Here is a 13,751-nt window from a genome sequence, read left to right as displayed (position 1 = left end):
TGGCGTGAGTTGTACACAACTCGCCGCGCGCCCATCATAGGCCTGTCGTCTCGGGCCCGACGCGACGGGAAAACGATCGACCGATCGCTCCACGGTGGATCTCGAGCGTCGGCCCCCAACGAGCCTCGATCAGTCCGCAGTGGACTCCGCCGGATCGGACTCGTCCGAGCCCTCCGCTACCACCCCGGCAGCGTCGACGTTCGACGGCTCCTCGCCGCGACGCCACGACTCTGCGGCCGCGGCGATCCGCTCGGGCTGCGCCTCGAGATGACACGCGACCGGGTGGTCGTCGTCCGGAAGCTCCGGCTCGACGACCTCACAGACGGATTCGTACCGGTCGCGAAGGAGATCGGCGGCGACGTCGTACTCCTCGGTGGACAGCGCCGTCAACGCCTCCTCGATGACGGCGTCGTCGCGTCCATCAGGGTCGTGTGCCAACAAGTCTTCGCGGGCCGCGCGCACGAACGCCGCCGTGTCGGTCCGGTCGTCGCCCGCCGCCTGATCCCAGTAGAAATCGACGTCCACGTCGCCGCGCTCGACGCGATCGCGGAGCTCCATGATCTCTCGATACGCCGACTGTGGGACGTCGATCCCGTCCGGCTGGATCACCGCTGGACAACGAGTGCGGAACGAACAGCCGGACGGCGGGTCCCGCGGCGAGGGAACGTCGCCGCGAAGCGCCGACACCTCCCGGCTCCGCTCGTCGACGTCCGCCCGCGGGACGCTCTCCAGTAGCGCCTCCGTGTACGGATGATCCGGGTCGTCGAAGATCTCCTCGGTCGGCCCGACCTCGACGAGCTTTCCGAGATACATCACCGCCACGCGGTCACAGATGTGTCTCACGACCGAGAGGTCGTGGGCGATGAACAGGTACGTCAGATCCAGCTCCGTCTGCATGTCCGCGAGCAGGTTCAACACCTGCGCCTGGACGGAGACGTCGAGCGCCGACACCGGCTCGTCGAGGACGACGAACTCCGGCTCCAGCGCGACGGCCCGGGCGAACCCGATCCGCTGGCGCTGTCCCCCGGAGAACTCGTGCGGGTAGCGGTCCGCCTGATCGGCCGACAGCCCGACCGATTCGAGCAGCTCCGCCGCGCGCTCTCGGCGGGAGTCGTCGGTCCCGACGCCCTGCGACTCCAGCGGCTCGCGGATGATCTCACCGGCGGTCATCCGCGGATCGAGACTGGAGAACGGGTCCTGAAACATCACCTGTGCGCGCCTGCGGAAATCCATCAGCTCGTCGCCGGAGAGATCGAAGACGGGAGCCCCGTCGAACCGAACCGTCCCGCCGGTCGGCTCACGGAGCCGCATCAGCGTTTCCGCACACGTCGACTTGCCGCAGCCCGACTCGCCGACGATCCCCAGCGTCTCGCCGGGATACACGTCGAAGGAGACGCCGTCGACGGCTCGCACGGCGACCGGGTCGTGTCCGAAGAGGCGGTCCAGCAGCGTGTCTCGCTCGTAGTAGTACTTCTCCAGATCCCGCACTTCCACGAGCGGATCGCGGTCCGTGATGTCGTCGTCAGTCATTCGTGGTCACCTCGTGTCCCTCGCCTGCGACCCCGGATTCGGTCTCGGGCGGGCCATCCGCGGACTGCCCCGCGTCGAAGAACGCGTCTCCGAGCGCCGTCGCCGGATCGTACTCGCCGGACGCGAGCACGCATCTCGCAGTGTGGGCGTCGCTCACCTCCCGTTCTCCCGGTTTCTCGAGACACGCCTCCATCGCCTTCGGACAGCGGTCGGCGAAGTAACAGCGGTCGGGCATGTTCGCGTCGATGAGATCCGGCACGTTCCCCTCGATCGGCTGCAGCCGCCGCCCCGGCTCCTCGAGATCGGGGATGGAACCGAGCAGTCCCTCGGTGTACGGATGGACCGGATTTCGGAACACGTCCTCCAGCGTCCCCCGTTCCACGATCTCGCCGGCATACATCACGCCGACGCGGTCACACATCCGGGCAACGACGCCGAGGTCGTGAGTGATGAGAAGGATGCTCATGCCGAGCTCCGCCTGTAGCTCACGAAGGAGATTGAGGATCTGTGCCTGTATCGTGACATCGAGTGCCGTCGTCGGCTCGTCGGCGATGAGCACGTCCGGCTCGCCGGCGAGCGCTTGCGCGATCATCGCCCGCTGTAACATGCCGCCCGAGAACTCGTGGGGGTACTCCGTGGCCCGCTCGGCCGGATCGGGAATCCCGACGAGCTCGAGCAGCTCGACCGCGCGGTCGCGGCTCGCATCGCCGATGAACCGCTTGCTCGGCAGAACCATGCCGGTGACGTACGAGCGCAGTCCGTACTCCTCCGTGCGCGACCGGGTGGAGCGTGGGTTCGCGCTCGCGCGCCGCTGCACCTCGACGGCTTCGGCGATCTGCTCGCCGACCGTGAGCGAGGGGTTGAAGCTCGACATCGGATCCTGGAAGATCATCGAAAAGGACGGGCCACGGAGCGCGCGGCGGCGATCCTCGTCGAGCTCCAGCACGTCGACGAACTCGCCGTCGACCGCCGCCGGATTCGTCTCGCGGAGCTCGTCTGCAAGCTCCGGATGGCGGTACTCGATCGTCCCCGCCGTGATCTCGCCGGGAGACTCGACGAGGTCCATCACCGACAGCGCGGTGACGCTCTTGCCGGAGCCGCTCTCGCCGACGATGCCGACCACTTCGCCGCGGTCGACGGTAAGATCGACGCCCGACACCGCGTTCACCTGTCCCTGTTTCGTGAAAAAGCGCGTCGTGAGATTCTCGATCCGGAGTAGTGTGTCGTTCATCTCAGGCACCTCGCTCGCTCCCCTCGATGTTCGGGTCGAGGGCGTCCCGGAACCAGTCACCGATGAGGTTCACGCTGATCACGGCCAGCATGATACCGACACCGGGCAGGATCGATATCCACGGTCGCGTGCGGAGCACGTCCTGTCCCTGTTCGATCTCGTACCCCCACGACAGCGTCGTTCCGGAAAACCCGAGATACGCCAACGACGCCTCGAGAAGGATGATGACGGCCACTTGTATCGTCGCCAGGACGATGATCGGGGTGAGACTGTTCGGCAACACGTGGCGCAACAGGATCGTCCGGTCGTCGGTGCCGAAGCTCCGAGCGGCTTTCACGTACTCCTCGTTCCGGAGCGACAGCGCCTCGCCGCGTGCAACCCGGGCGAACCACACCCAGATCACAAGCGCGGCGACGACCGTTACCGTGCCCGGTATCGGTATCGCCTCCGGCATCCCCTCGGCGAGCCCGGCCCACACGATCGGGTCGGGTACGTACACCGGCGATTCGCCGAACACCCCGATGAGCGCCAGCGCGAGCACGAGCGCGGGGAACGCGAGCATCGTGTCCGCGACGCGCATCAACGCGTCGTCGATCCGCCCGCCGTAGTAGCCGGCCGTGAGCCCGATCGGAACGCCGATCACCACCGCCAACGCGGTCGCGAGCAACCCGACGATGAGAGACACCCGTGCACCGTACACGAACCGCGAGTAGACGTCCTGTCCGACGGTGTTCGTGCCTAACACGTGCTCGGTCGTCGGCTCGACGGTTACGTCGACGATCTCGCCTCCCTGTGCGATCTGCGTGTCGTACTCGTGGCCGAGTGGCGGATACGCCGATCCCGTCTCCTCGTCGTAGTGCCCCGTCCGCGTCGGATCGTGGGTCGCGAGCAGCGGGGCGAACATCGCCATGAGAAGGATCGATACGAGCAGAAGGACGCCGACCTTCGGGAGGAGGCTCTCGCGGAACGTCTCGGCGAGGTTCGATCTGACTCTGTCGGATATCATTCGTCGGTCACCTCGAGTTCGGCGGACCTCATTCGTCGGTCACCTGCGGGTTGAGAACCGCGTACAGCGTGTCGACACAGATGTTGATCGTCACGAACGCGATGGCGATGAACACGACGATCCCCTGCATCAGCGGCCAGTCACGCGCATCCAGCGCGTCGATCAGCCGAAGGCCGAGCCCGGGCCAGTTGAACACCGTCTCGGTGATCACCGCGCCGCCGAGCAGCGTCCCCATCTGGAGCCCCAGCACGGTGATGATCGGGATCATCGTGTTCCGGAGCACGTGCTTGTAGCGCACGAGATCCTCCGAGAGCCCCTTCGCTCGGGTCGCGGTCACGTACGGCTTCCCGAGCTCGTCGACCATCCCGCTCCGCGTGAGGCGGGTGATAAGCGCCGTGAAGTACGTTCCGAGCGTGATCGCGGGAAGCGTGATGTGGCGGAGCCACGTCCCCATCTCGGTCACCGAGCCGTGTAACGCCAGCGCGATGACCGCCTCGTGGAAGCCGACGGCCCGTCTGCCGGTCGGGAAGCTGAAGAAGTCGACGCCGAGGCTCGTCGGGTACGGAACGCCGGCAGACGCCCACGTGTACGTGAACGTCGGGTACGGGATCCCGAACCAGACGCCGAAAAGCAGGATGAGCATCAGTCCGAGCCAGAAGTTCGGCGTGCTGATGCCGAGCAGCGAGAACAGCGTTGCGCCGTAGTCGGACGGCTCGTTCCGGCGCGTTGCCGAGATCACGCCGAGCGGGATCGCGATGACGATCGCGACGATCGTCGCGGCCACCGCGAGCTCGACCGTCGCCGGAACCCGTTCTATCACCATCGCTTCCACCTCGCGGCTCGAGCGCCACGAGTAGCCGAAGTCGCCGACGAGGATCCCCTGTACGTAGTCGAGATACTGCACGTGTATCGGCTCGTCGAGCCCCTCCTGCTCCCGGACGCGACGGATCGTCTCCTCGGTCGCGCCCTCGCCCAACATCAGGGTCGCCGGATCCCCGGGGGAGACCGCCCGCAGTCCGAACATGATCGTTATCACACCCCAGATGACGAACACTGCCTGTAGCGTTCGCCGAACCAGGAACTTTGCCATCGACATCTGGATCTATTGTCGGAAATCTCGCGTGGATTATTACGCTTTCGTCACGTCGCCGGTCTCCGGCATCGTCGGTTGCGTCGACGACACCGTACCGCCCGTTCGGACTGCCCGACCGACTCGGACGAGGAGACGAACCCGGTCGGCTGACGGATCGCGCGGAGGATGCATCCGATCGCGCGGCGACGGGACCCGGGAGGTCGTCCGGCGAAGCCGGAAACTGATTCCGCTGGACCTGCGAGGCCGGTTCGATTCGATCGGGACTCGGTTCCGATTGCGTCGAGTCGCAGTCCGTTCAGGTGTCCATTCCCCAGATGTACACCGTCTCGTCCTCCCGCGGCTGCCACTGGATGCGGTCGTTGACGCCGTAGATGCTCTCCTGGGTGTGCAAGAAGACGAACGGGGCCTTCTCGTGGGCGATCCGGTTCACCTCCTCGAGCTGTTCGCGGCGCTCGTCGGGGTCCTGAATCTGCTGGCTCTCATCGATCGCGTCGCTAAGCTCCTCGTCCTCGAACGTCCGAGTTCCGGAGTCGAGGCTGAAGAAGCCCTGCACGCCGTAGTCCGTATCTCCGGTGATCGTCCCCCAGCCGATCATATAAAATGGGATCTCGATCACGTCGGGGTCGACGCCGGCGGAGTTGGCGTCGGAGACGACGCCGAAGTCGACGACGTTCACCTCGCAGTCGACGTTGTCGAGCTGGTCGATCTGGTCGGCCGCGGTCTCGCCGATCGCCGCGTCGTTGAGGTATCGGCCCTGCGGAACGGTGAGCTCGATCTCGACGCCGCCGTAGCCGCTGTCCTCGACGAGGCTCTCCGCCATCCCGATATCCTGCTCGTACGGCTCGATGTCGGGGTTGAACCCGTTGATGCCGGGCGCGACGGGCTGGCCGCGCGCCTCGCCGAAGCCGCTGAGCACGGTTTCGACGATCCCCTGGTTGTCGACCGCGTAGTTCATCGCCTGCCGGAACTCCAGGCTATCGAACGGCTCGACGGTGTTTTTCATCGGCAGGAAGATGTTCCGGAAGCTCGTCACCTGGCGGATCGCCACGTCGTCGGCGTTCTGGACCGTTGCGACGTCCTCGGGGAGGACGTTGATGGTCACGTCCGTCTCGCCGGTTTCGAGCGCGTTGACGCGACCGCTGGACTCGCCGTCCGCGTTGAACGTCACGCGCTCGAACGGCGGCTCGGGCCCCCAGTAGTCGTCGAACGCCTCGAGGACGACCTCCTCGCCCGAGGTGAACTCGACGACCTCGTACGGGCCGGTGCCGTTGAAGTCCTCGGGGTCGGCGCCCGAGATCGACTCGCCGGGCTGGTCCGCATCGTGGTTGTCGATCGCCCAGTCGCGGTTGATCGCCCGGGCGTAGTTGCCGAACTCGAACTCCGCGAGTCCGGGTGCCGCCCCGTACATTACCTCCAACGTCGTGTCGTCGAGCGCCTCCGCACCCTCGATCGAGCCGAGCCCGAACGCGCCGATGTCGCTCACGACACCTTTGTCGTCGTCGACAGTTCGGTTGATCGTCCACGCGACGTCTTCGGCGGTGAGCTGGTCACCGTTGTGGAACACCACGTCGTCGCGAAGCCGCAGTTCGGTAGCGCCATCGCCGAGGATCTCCCACTCCTCGACCACGCGGGGGAAGATCCCCTCACCGGGGTCGAAATCGAACAACGGCTCGTAGATGTGATCCAGCACGTCGAAGTAGTCGCCGGTGATGTGATCGAGCGGGTCGATCGTGTCCGGGAACTGCGACAGCGTGATCGTTATCTCGTCGAGCGTATCCGGATCGTCGGTGTCGTCGGTGTCGTCGGTGTCGTCGGTGTCGTCGGTGTCGTCGGTGTCGTCGGGAGCTTCTTCTTCGGCACAGCCTGCCAGTCCGACCACTCCGGCGGTGGCTGCGAGACCGGTCGTTTGGAGGACTTTTCTGCGTCGGATCGTGCTGCGATCCTGTGGCATGGATACGTGTATGGACACCCTTGATATAAATGCTGGTATCCTGACATCGGTTAATCAACCGAACAACTGTGTGCATCAGCGTATCATTCTGGATTTTCGTGTTCGAATCGAACGTTGTACGGGATCACCCTCTGGGTATCTCCACACCTAGTTTCCGGTGAATGACCCCGGGCGTGACTACTGTGAACAATCCGCTAGATGCTCCTACCCGAACGGTCCTCGGTGCGGATCCGCGTATGTGCTCCCCGATGCGTTTCACGCCAACAATACACACACACATTGCCGCAGTTTTATCGAGCCTCCCGACGGGCAAGCGCACGTTGAGCAGTGACGAAACGACGACCGACTCGAACGAGGCGGGGCCGACCCAGCGTACGGGCCGGCTCGAAAGACGCAGAATCCGATATCCTAGTACGGCCAGTCGCCGATGACTTTCATCCCCTTAGCCTTGTTCTCGTCTTCCAGCGCTTGGGCGATCTCCGCCGTCGGCTTGTGCGCAACGCTCACGTCCTCGCGGGCGAGATCAACGGCGATGTCCGCGACGAGCATCGCGTGGTTTCGGATGTCGCGCGTGTCCACCTTGTCGTAGGTGTCGGCCTGGGTGTGTCCCCAGCCGCGTCCCGCGTTGCCCGTGACGCTCCTGAACTGTACGCCGGGGACGCCGCGGTTGACGAACGGCCAGTGGTCGCTGTGAGGACTCAGCCGAGGCACCACCTCGATAGGGACGTCGAGGCGCTCGCTCGTCCGGTCGCCCGCCGCACCGATCTCCGAAAAGCGATTCGTGACTATCCGCAGGTCACGAGCGCGCCCGGAGCCGTCGTTGTTGAGAACTGCCTTCACGGAGTCGAGGTCGACGTGCTCGGCGAGATACGTCGATCCGACCAGCCCAACCTCCTCGCTGCCGAACGCGACGAAGCGGACTTTCGTCTCCAGCTCCTCCTCGCGGGCTGTAAGCGCAGCGGCCGTCTGGACCAGTACAGCCGTCCCCGCGCCGTTGTCCAAGGCTCCCTCCGCGATATCGTGACCGTCAACGTGACTGGTCACCAACAGCTCCTCGTCGGTGTCGGGACCCAATGCCGCGTGGACGTTCTGGCTGGTCGCGTCGTGTACGTCGCAGTCGACGCGGACCGTCACCGGATCGCCCTCGTGCCGCCGCGAGAGGCGCTCACCGTCTTCTTTGCTCAGACCGACGGCGGGGATGTCGCCGATCGGTGACTCCGCGGTGCCGACGCTGCCCGTGGGCGGGAGCTGACCGGGAACGTGGTTCCGGAACAGGAACGCCTTGGCTCCGTTCTCGACGGCGTAGTAGTACTTCTCCCGCCGGTGGATGAATCGGTCATGGTAGTCCGGCACGTCTGTGTCGACGACGACCACTGATCCCTCGATGTCGGCCGACTCGAACGCTTCCGGAAGGCCGGCGCCGAGGTCGACCAACTCCGCGGTCACCTCACCAGCCGGCCCACGCGGGAGTGCAACACTGTCGAACGTATCGGTGCCAGCGATGACACTGCTCGATTCGCGGGTCCAGCCTTGGATATCGTACTCCGACAGGCGTGCATCCCGTGTGCCGACGGCGTCCAGCGCATCGCGGACCGCCTCCGCACCTATGCGTTCGCCGTCACTTCCCGCCATTCGGTTGCCGATGTCGACCAGTTGCTCGTGGACGGACGGGCCGGCATCGCTCGTCATCGCTGCCGCAAGCCAGTGACTCACACTGCACCGGTCGCGTTTCGAGTAGCTAAAATCCAGCGGTGCGTTCATTCGTCAACCGGCGGGCAGCATCCGACCGTCGAGAACGCGGACACACGCGCTCACGCCGACGGGACTCGTCACTCGGGGCGAGAGTAGTTACGCAGAGACACAAAACGGGAGATGGCCGGGGTGGGCTCCGAACCCACGATCTCCGCATGTCCCAGGTCCGAGGCTCGGCGGAGCCACGGGAAGGACGCGGACGCTTCCAAGGCGTCACCGCACCGAATCTCCGAACCCTATGAGTGCGGCGCTATGTCCAGCTAAGCCACCCGGCCTCAGTACATCGTACCGCGATGATACTCTTTAAGCTTCTCATACGCCCCCACGGTGAGATCCGATCGCACACCGCAACTCCGATCGCACACCGCAACTCCGATCGCACACCGCAACTCCGATCGCACACCGCAACCACCGAAGCTGGGGCGGCGTCGGGCCACACTGGGAGTATCGATGCGGATCCCCACGATGACTGCGGGTTCGAAACGTGAGAAACGGACCCCGCGGATTTATCACGAGCGCGCCGGATACTCGCCGTATGAGCCTTCCCGAACTACTTGCGGGGGCGGTCGACGACGAGGACGTCGTGGCGAGAGTCCCGCTCGGCGGCGACGACCTGCTCGCCGTGACGCCGACGCGGACGCTCGTGTATCGGGCAGACGGTCTGCTCTCCGGAGAGGCGGTCGAAGAATACCCACACGATGTCGAGCGCGTCGAGGTGTCCGAGGGGCGACGCAAGGCGAAGCTCACGCTTGGCTACGGACTGGACGGCGAGGAGACGATCACGCTTCCCGCGAAGCGGCTCGAGGACGCACTACACCCCGTGCTGGCCGGAATCCTCTCCGGACGAAACGTCACGGAAACCGGCGAGTCGGTCCACCGAACGTTTAGATTCTCGGAACTCACGCTGGTCGTTACGAGCCATCGACTCGTAAAGCACATCGGGCCGGCAGTCTGGGACGAGGAGTTCGAGGAGTTCCCGTACGCCGACCTGACTGATCTCGACTTCGAGGAAGGGACCGTCGCCACCGCGGTCGTGCTCACGCACGCCGGGCGCTCGGAACGGTTCAAGGCTCCAAACGAGTCCGCGCGCGCAGTCAAGGAGTCACTTACCGACGCCGTCTGTGAGTTCCACGACGTCGACAGTCTCGAGGAGTTCCGGATCGCAGTCGCCGAAACGACGAGCGAGACGGACGACGAAGCGACTGACTCCACCGACTTCGGGGACGGCCCGGATCCGTTGTCCACGTCTCCGGTTGCCGACGCCGAATCCGAGGCACTGAACTCGCCGACCGCAGGCGACGAGCACGCCTCGGACACCGCAGCAGCTGGGGACGCGGGAACCGACGGAATGACCGTCGCGGAGGCCGCAACCGGAGAGGTCGAACCGGCCGATCCGCTCACTGGCGAACCCGGAACGGAGGGAGCAACGAGCACCGCGGATGACGGCGCAGCAGCTCCCGAATCCGGGGCCGTTACGGACACCGGCGATGTCGACGGTGGAGGGGCTAGGGGGGGTCAACACGACGCCTTCGAGGGGTCACCGTTCGAGAGCGCCGGCCTCAAAGAAGAGGACGTGGCTTCGGAGATCGCGGCGCTGCGAAGTACGCTCGAAGCACAGTCGGAGCGTCTCGATCGCCAGGCCGAACTCATCGAACAGCTGATCGACGAGCTTCGTCGCGGGCGATAGCAGGACACCACGAACTTCGCTGCGGCCGATCGCCTCAACCGACTCGGCACCGTCACGGTCGTGCTCATCCGTGAGTTCCGGCGTCGCGCCCCGTCACCTTCCGAATACACGAAGAGCCGAACGGCCCTAACTCACCGGCCTCAAGCCGAACGAAGTGACCGGTCGAGATGCTCGAGCCACAGCGACGACACTCGAACTCGCCGTCACGGGTGATGACCTGTTCGTCGAAATCGACGTAGGTGCCTCCTCGACGGACCTGAAGGCGGCCGCCGGATCGCTCGATGACGCCGCGCTTCTCGGCCAGATCGAGTATCTCCCGGGTCAGCGACGGGCTCGTCGTCACCGTCTCGATCCGGTCTATCGCCTTCGGGAGCGGGAGCGTGTCGTGCTCGAGATGGGCGAGCAGCTCGACGCCAAGCTCCCGTTTCTCCGCTCGACTCCGCGACTCCGTCACGATCGGTGGAAGGTAGTCAGCTGGCTTAAATTGACGGGAGTCCGGCCCGTAGTCGCCTCGAGACCCTCTCCCAAAAGGCGTTTATCGTCCGCGGACGCACGACGACCGTGAACCGTCGGTACGTCGGACTCGGATCGGTTCTCGCTGTCGTCGTCATCGCTGCGTGGCTCTCGTCGCCGGCAGCCGGCGTCCGAGCTTTGGAGTGGCTGGCGGCGGACCCGCTTCGATTCGCAGTGGTGCTGGTGGTCCTCTCGGCCGTGCGTCCGTTCCTCGCGTGGCCGACGACGCTCGTCGCCATCGCGGTCGGGTACGGTTACGGCTGGGTCGGCGTTCCGTTCGGCGTCGTGCTGTTGACGTTCACGGCGCTGCCGCCGTACTCTCTCGCCCGTGTCGGCCGGGCCGAGCCCTCATCCGGCGGGGGGTTCGGCGAACGGATATCGGAGACCGGCGAGCGATTCGTTGGCGTCGCCGGCGGGATGCGAACGGTTGCGGCTACGCGACTCTTCCCGCTTCCCTCGGACGCGATCTCGATCGGGGCCGGCGTCGCCGGCGTGCGCCTCCGGCCGTTTCTGGTCGGGACCGCAGCGGGCGAGTTCCCGTGGGTGATCGCGGGCGTCGCGGTCGGGGTTTCGGTCGACAGACTCGCGAGTGGCGACCTTTCCGCGCTCGATCCCGCGCTGTTCGTCGGAATGGCCGGCGTCGCCGCACTGCTGCTCGCCGGGCCGTTTTATCGTGCATATCTTCGACGCCGACGCACGTCACCGGAGCCGCGGTGAACTCGTCAGTCCGGATCGAGTTTCGGTCTTCGACTGGGCCGAGCCAGCGCCTGCTCGCGGGGGTCGTACTCACTCTTCCCGTCGCTTTTTCATCCCCTGTCGGGTGAACTGCGGTTTCGCGCGGATGCCGCGCTTCTTTCGGAACGACCGGTACAGCCCGACCGCCAGCGGTGCGGCGAGCGCCAACACGACGAGCGCCAGCCGCCACTCCTCGGCGAACGAGTAGAGGATCGTCGCGGAGAGCACGCCGACGGCGAGCAGCACGGAGTAGGCGATCCGCATCGCGAGCTTATCCAGCACCTCCGTCTCGTCGTCGAGCGTGACGTTGACGTGAACGTCGCCGCGGTTGGCGCGGTCGAAGAACTCGTCGGCCTTCGGTGGCACGGTGAACAACGCCTCGGCCGTGCGCTGTGCCTGTCGACCGGCGTCCTCCGCGACGTCTCGGGCGGTCTGTTCGTAGTACCCTTGCTCCCGCAGGTAGTCGGTCGCCGTGGCGATGAAGTCGAACTCCGGATCGAGCGTAACGCATACGCCCTCCACGACCGTCGCGACCCGCAACACTAACGCAAGATTCCTCGGGAGTCGAAGGGGGAACTCGTATATCGTCGACTCCACCTGCTCGATGATCTGATTCACCCGGTACTGTTCGATATCCTCTCCCCGGGCGTCGGCGATAGCCAACTCCATCACGTCGCCCATCACGTCTCGGTCGGCCTCCGGCGAGAGCGTCCCCATTGCGATCAGCGTATCCAGGATCGCGTCGATATCCTGTCGGGCGACGGCGACGTAGAAGTCGACGATCTTCTCCTGGATGAACGGGTCGACCCGTCCGGACATCCCGAAGTCGTAGAAGATCACGACCCCGTCATCGTCGACGGCGAGGTTACCCGGATGCGGGTCGGCGTGGAACACCCCGTCGTCGACGATCATCTGGAGGTACACCCGCTGAAGCGTCTCGGCGACCTCTGTCCGATCGAGGCCCGCGGCGTCGAGCTCGTCGATCCGGCTGATCTTCGTCCCGCCGATATACTCCATCGTGAGAACCCGGGGACCGGAGACCGACTCGTAGGCAGTCGGAATTCGAATCCGGTCGTTACCGGCGAAGTTGCCGCGGATCTCCTCCAGCATCTCCCGCTCGCGCCGGTAATCCATCTCCTCTCGGATCGTTTTCGCGAACTCGTCGGAGAGGTTCTCCAAGGAGAACGCCCGTCCGCCGCCGATAAACCGGCGAACGATCGGGAGTGACCACCGTATCGCCCGGAGGTCGGCCTCGACGAGCTCCTCGATTCCGGGCCGCCGGATCTTGACGGCGACGTCGTTGCCGTCGTAGCGGGCCGTGTACACTTGGCCGAGGCTGGCACCGCTGATGGGGTCTCGGTCGAACTCGTCGAACGTCTCGTCGACCGGTCCGAGCTCCTCCTCGATGACGAGCTTCGACTCCTCCCACGGCGCGGGAGGCACGTCATCCTGAAGCCCTTCGAGAACGTCGATGTACGCCGGCGGGAGGATGTCGGGTCGCGTCGACAGCAGCTGACCGAGTTTGATGAACGTCGGACCGAGCGTGAGCAGGATGTCGAGGAGGATGTCCGCACGCTCGCGCTGGGTCGCCTCGTCGACCTCACGGCCCGGACCGAACAGGAAGAACCGCTTTCGGTCCCGCCAGTAGGCGACGATCAGCGGAGAGAAGCGCCGGATGACGACGAGGAACCGCCAGTATGCACGAAGGTGGACCAGCGTCACCACCCGTTAGGCGTCGGCTCCATTGCCGCCCTCCGTCCCATCGCGGCCACGTCCGCCGTCACCGTGGCCACGTCGGCCGTCATCACGCTCATCATCCCCATCGGCATCGTCGATCGGGATGGTACGGGAGTCGCCGGCGACCAGTTTCGGAAGCGTCACTTCGAGAACGCCACGTTCCATCTCGGCGTCGGCGGCGTCGCCGTCCGCGTCCGGGGGAAGCGGCAGTTCGGCGTCGAGAAACAGCGGTCGATCCTCGCGAACGTACCGGAACCCGTCGGGCGTCGTTTTCGCCCGTCGGGCCTCGATAACGAGGCGACCATCCTCCGCGAGCACCTCCGTGGTCTCGGCGGTCGCTCCCGGGAGGTCGACGACGAGGACGTACGCATCGTCGGATTCGAGCAGGTCCGCAAACACCGCGTCCGGGAGATCCCGGAGCGCGTCTCGCAGCGCTGACATACGAAGGCGTTGGGTTTCCGCGGCGAAAAAGGTGTGGTAACGAGCGCGAAAACGGCCGCTTTCCGACCATCCCCC

11 protein-coding genes and 1 tRNA gene are annotated in these 13,751 nt (G+C 65.5%); 2 read left to right on the top strand and 10 right to left on the bottom strand.

The window, feature by feature from the left end; translation table 11 throughout:
• Nucleotides 1-129: 129 nt before the first annotated feature.
• From ACYQ0R_RS01645 to ACYQ0R_RS01615, 7 genes are all read right to left on the bottom strand, one after another.
• Nucleotides 130-1,530 (bottom strand): ABC transporter ATP-binding protein, encoded by a 1,401-nt coding sequence (locus ACYQ0R_RS01645; RefSeq protein ID WP_459820610.1) that lies wholly within the window; start codon nt 1,528-1,530, stop codon nt 130-132.
• The gene (locus ACYQ0R_RS01640) at nt 1,523-2,761 is read right to left on the bottom strand and encodes an ABC transporter ATP-binding protein (RefSeq protein WP_459820609.1); all 1,239 of its coding nucleotides are present in this window, start codon (nt 2,759-2,761) and stop codon (nt 1,523-1,525) included. Before ACYQ0R_RS01640 ends, ACYQ0R_RS01645 begins: the two co-directional genes overlap by 8 nt.
• Before the next feature lies 1 nt (nt 2,762).
• Complete coding sequence (locus tag ACYQ0R_RS01635) at nt 2,763-3,767, bottom strand: ABC transporter permease (RefSeq protein ID WP_459820608.1); 1,005 nt, start codon at nt 3,765-3,767, stop codon at nt 2,763-2,765.
• 28 nt (nt 3,768-3,795) lie between these two features.
• Nucleotides 3,796-4,863: an ABC transporter permease gene (locus ACYQ0R_RS01630; RefSeq protein ID WP_459820607.1), complete on the bottom strand. Its 1,068-nt coding sequence runs from the start codon at nt 4,861-4,863 to the stop codon at nt 3,796-3,798.
• A gap of 292 nt (nt 4,864-5,155) precedes the next feature.
• Nucleotides 5,156-6,811, bottom strand: a complete 1,656-nt coding sequence (locus tag ACYQ0R_RS01625; protein ID WP_459820606.1) for an ABC transporter substrate-binding protein — start codon at nt 6,809-6,811, stop codon at nt 5,156-5,158.
• 408 nt (nt 6,812-7,219) lie between these two features.
• A complete protein-coding gene (locus tag ACYQ0R_RS01620; RefSeq protein ID WP_459820605.1) occupies nt 7,220-8,524 on the bottom strand; it encodes a M28 family peptidase in 1,305 nt (434 codons plus the stop codon).
• Nucleotides 8,525-8,684: 160 nt separating this feature from the next.
• Nucleotides 8,685-8,838: transfer RNA gene (locus ACYQ0R_RS01615), tRNA-Met, on the bottom strand.
• 260 nt (nt 8,839-9,098) lie between these two features.
• On the opposite strand from ACYQ0R_RS01615, the gene ACYQ0R_RS01610 reads away from it, so the two are divergent.
• Nucleotides 9,099-10,250 carry a DUF7115 domain-containing protein gene (locus ACYQ0R_RS01610; RefSeq protein ID WP_459820604.1) on the top strand — a complete coding sequence of 384 codons (1,152 nt, stop codon included), beginning with the start codon at nt 9,099-9,101 and terminating at the stop codon, nt 10,248-10,250.
• Nucleotides 10,251-10,314: 64 nt separating this feature from the next.
• Here ACYQ0R_RS01610 and ACYQ0R_RS01605 read toward each other — a convergent pair whose 3' ends face one another.
• Entirely contained in the window at nt 10,315-10,704 is a 390-nt protein-coding gene (locus ACYQ0R_RS01605; RefSeq protein WP_459820603.1) for a DUF5830 family protein, read from the bottom strand.
• A gap of 107 nt (nt 10,705-10,811) precedes the next feature.
• Here ACYQ0R_RS01605 and ACYQ0R_RS01600 point away from each other — a divergent pair, with 107 nt between their 5' ends.
• The gene (locus tag ACYQ0R_RS01600; protein WP_459820602.1) at nt 10,812-11,480 is read left to right on the top strand and encodes a TVP38/TMEM64 family protein; all 669 of its coding nucleotides are present in this window, start codon (nt 10,812-10,814) and stop codon (nt 11,478-11,480) included.
• A 69-nt stretch (nt 11,481-11,549) separates the two neighbouring features.
• On the opposite strand, the gene ACYQ0R_RS01595 is transcribed toward ACYQ0R_RS01600, so the two are convergent.
• Both ACYQ0R_RS01595 and ACYQ0R_RS01590 read right to left on the bottom strand, forming a co-directional pair.
• Nucleotides 11,550-13,223 carry an ABC1 kinase family protein gene (locus ACYQ0R_RS01595; RefSeq protein WP_459820601.1) on the bottom strand — a complete coding sequence of 558 codons (1,674 nt, stop codon included), beginning with the start codon at nt 13,221-13,223 and terminating at the stop codon, nt 11,550-11,552.
• A gap of 3 nt (nt 13,224-13,226) precedes the next feature.
• Nucleotides 13,227-13,676, bottom strand: a complete 450-nt coding sequence (locus ACYQ0R_RS01590) for an Hsp20/alpha crystallin family protein (RefSeq protein ID WP_459820600.1) — start codon at nt 13,674-13,676, stop codon at nt 13,227-13,229.
• Nucleotides 13,677-13,751 lie beyond the last annotated feature (75 nt).

It is taken from the genome of Halorubrum luteum, assembly GCF_054652935.1.
The sequence above is the reverse complement of the archived record's forward strand: the minus strand, read 5'-3'. Positions and strand labels throughout refer to the sequence as shown.

Bases quoted from the DNA above. Each gene is read 5' to 3' on its own strand.
- ACYQ0R_RS01645 (WP_459820610.1), bottom strand. From the start codon at position 1,530: ATGACTGACGACGACATCACGGACCGCGATCCGCTCGTGGAAGTGCGG.
- ACYQ0R_RS01640 (WP_459820609.1), bottom strand. From the start codon at position 2,761: ATGAACGACACACTACTCCGGATCGAGAATCTCACGACGCGCTTTTTC.
- ACYQ0R_RS01635 (WP_459820608.1), bottom strand. From the start codon at position 3,767: ATGATATCCGACAGAGTCAGATCGAACCTCGCCGAGACGTTCCGCGAG.
- ACYQ0R_RS01630 (WP_459820607.1), bottom strand. From the start codon at position 4,863: ATGTCGATGGCAAAGTTCCTGGTTCGGCGAACGCTACAGGCAGTGTTC.
- ACYQ0R_RS01625 (WP_459820606.1), bottom strand. From the start codon at position 6,811: ATGCCACAGGATCGCAGCACGATCCGACGCAGAAAAGTCCTCCAAACG.
- ACYQ0R_RS01610 (WP_459820604.1), top strand. From the start codon at position 9,099: ATGAGCCTTCCCGAACTACTTGCGGGGGCGGTCGACGACGAGGACGTC.
- ACYQ0R_RS01590 (WP_459820600.1), bottom strand. From the start codon at position 13,676: ATGTCAGCGCTGCGAGACGCGCTCCGGGATCTCCCGGACGCGGTGTTT.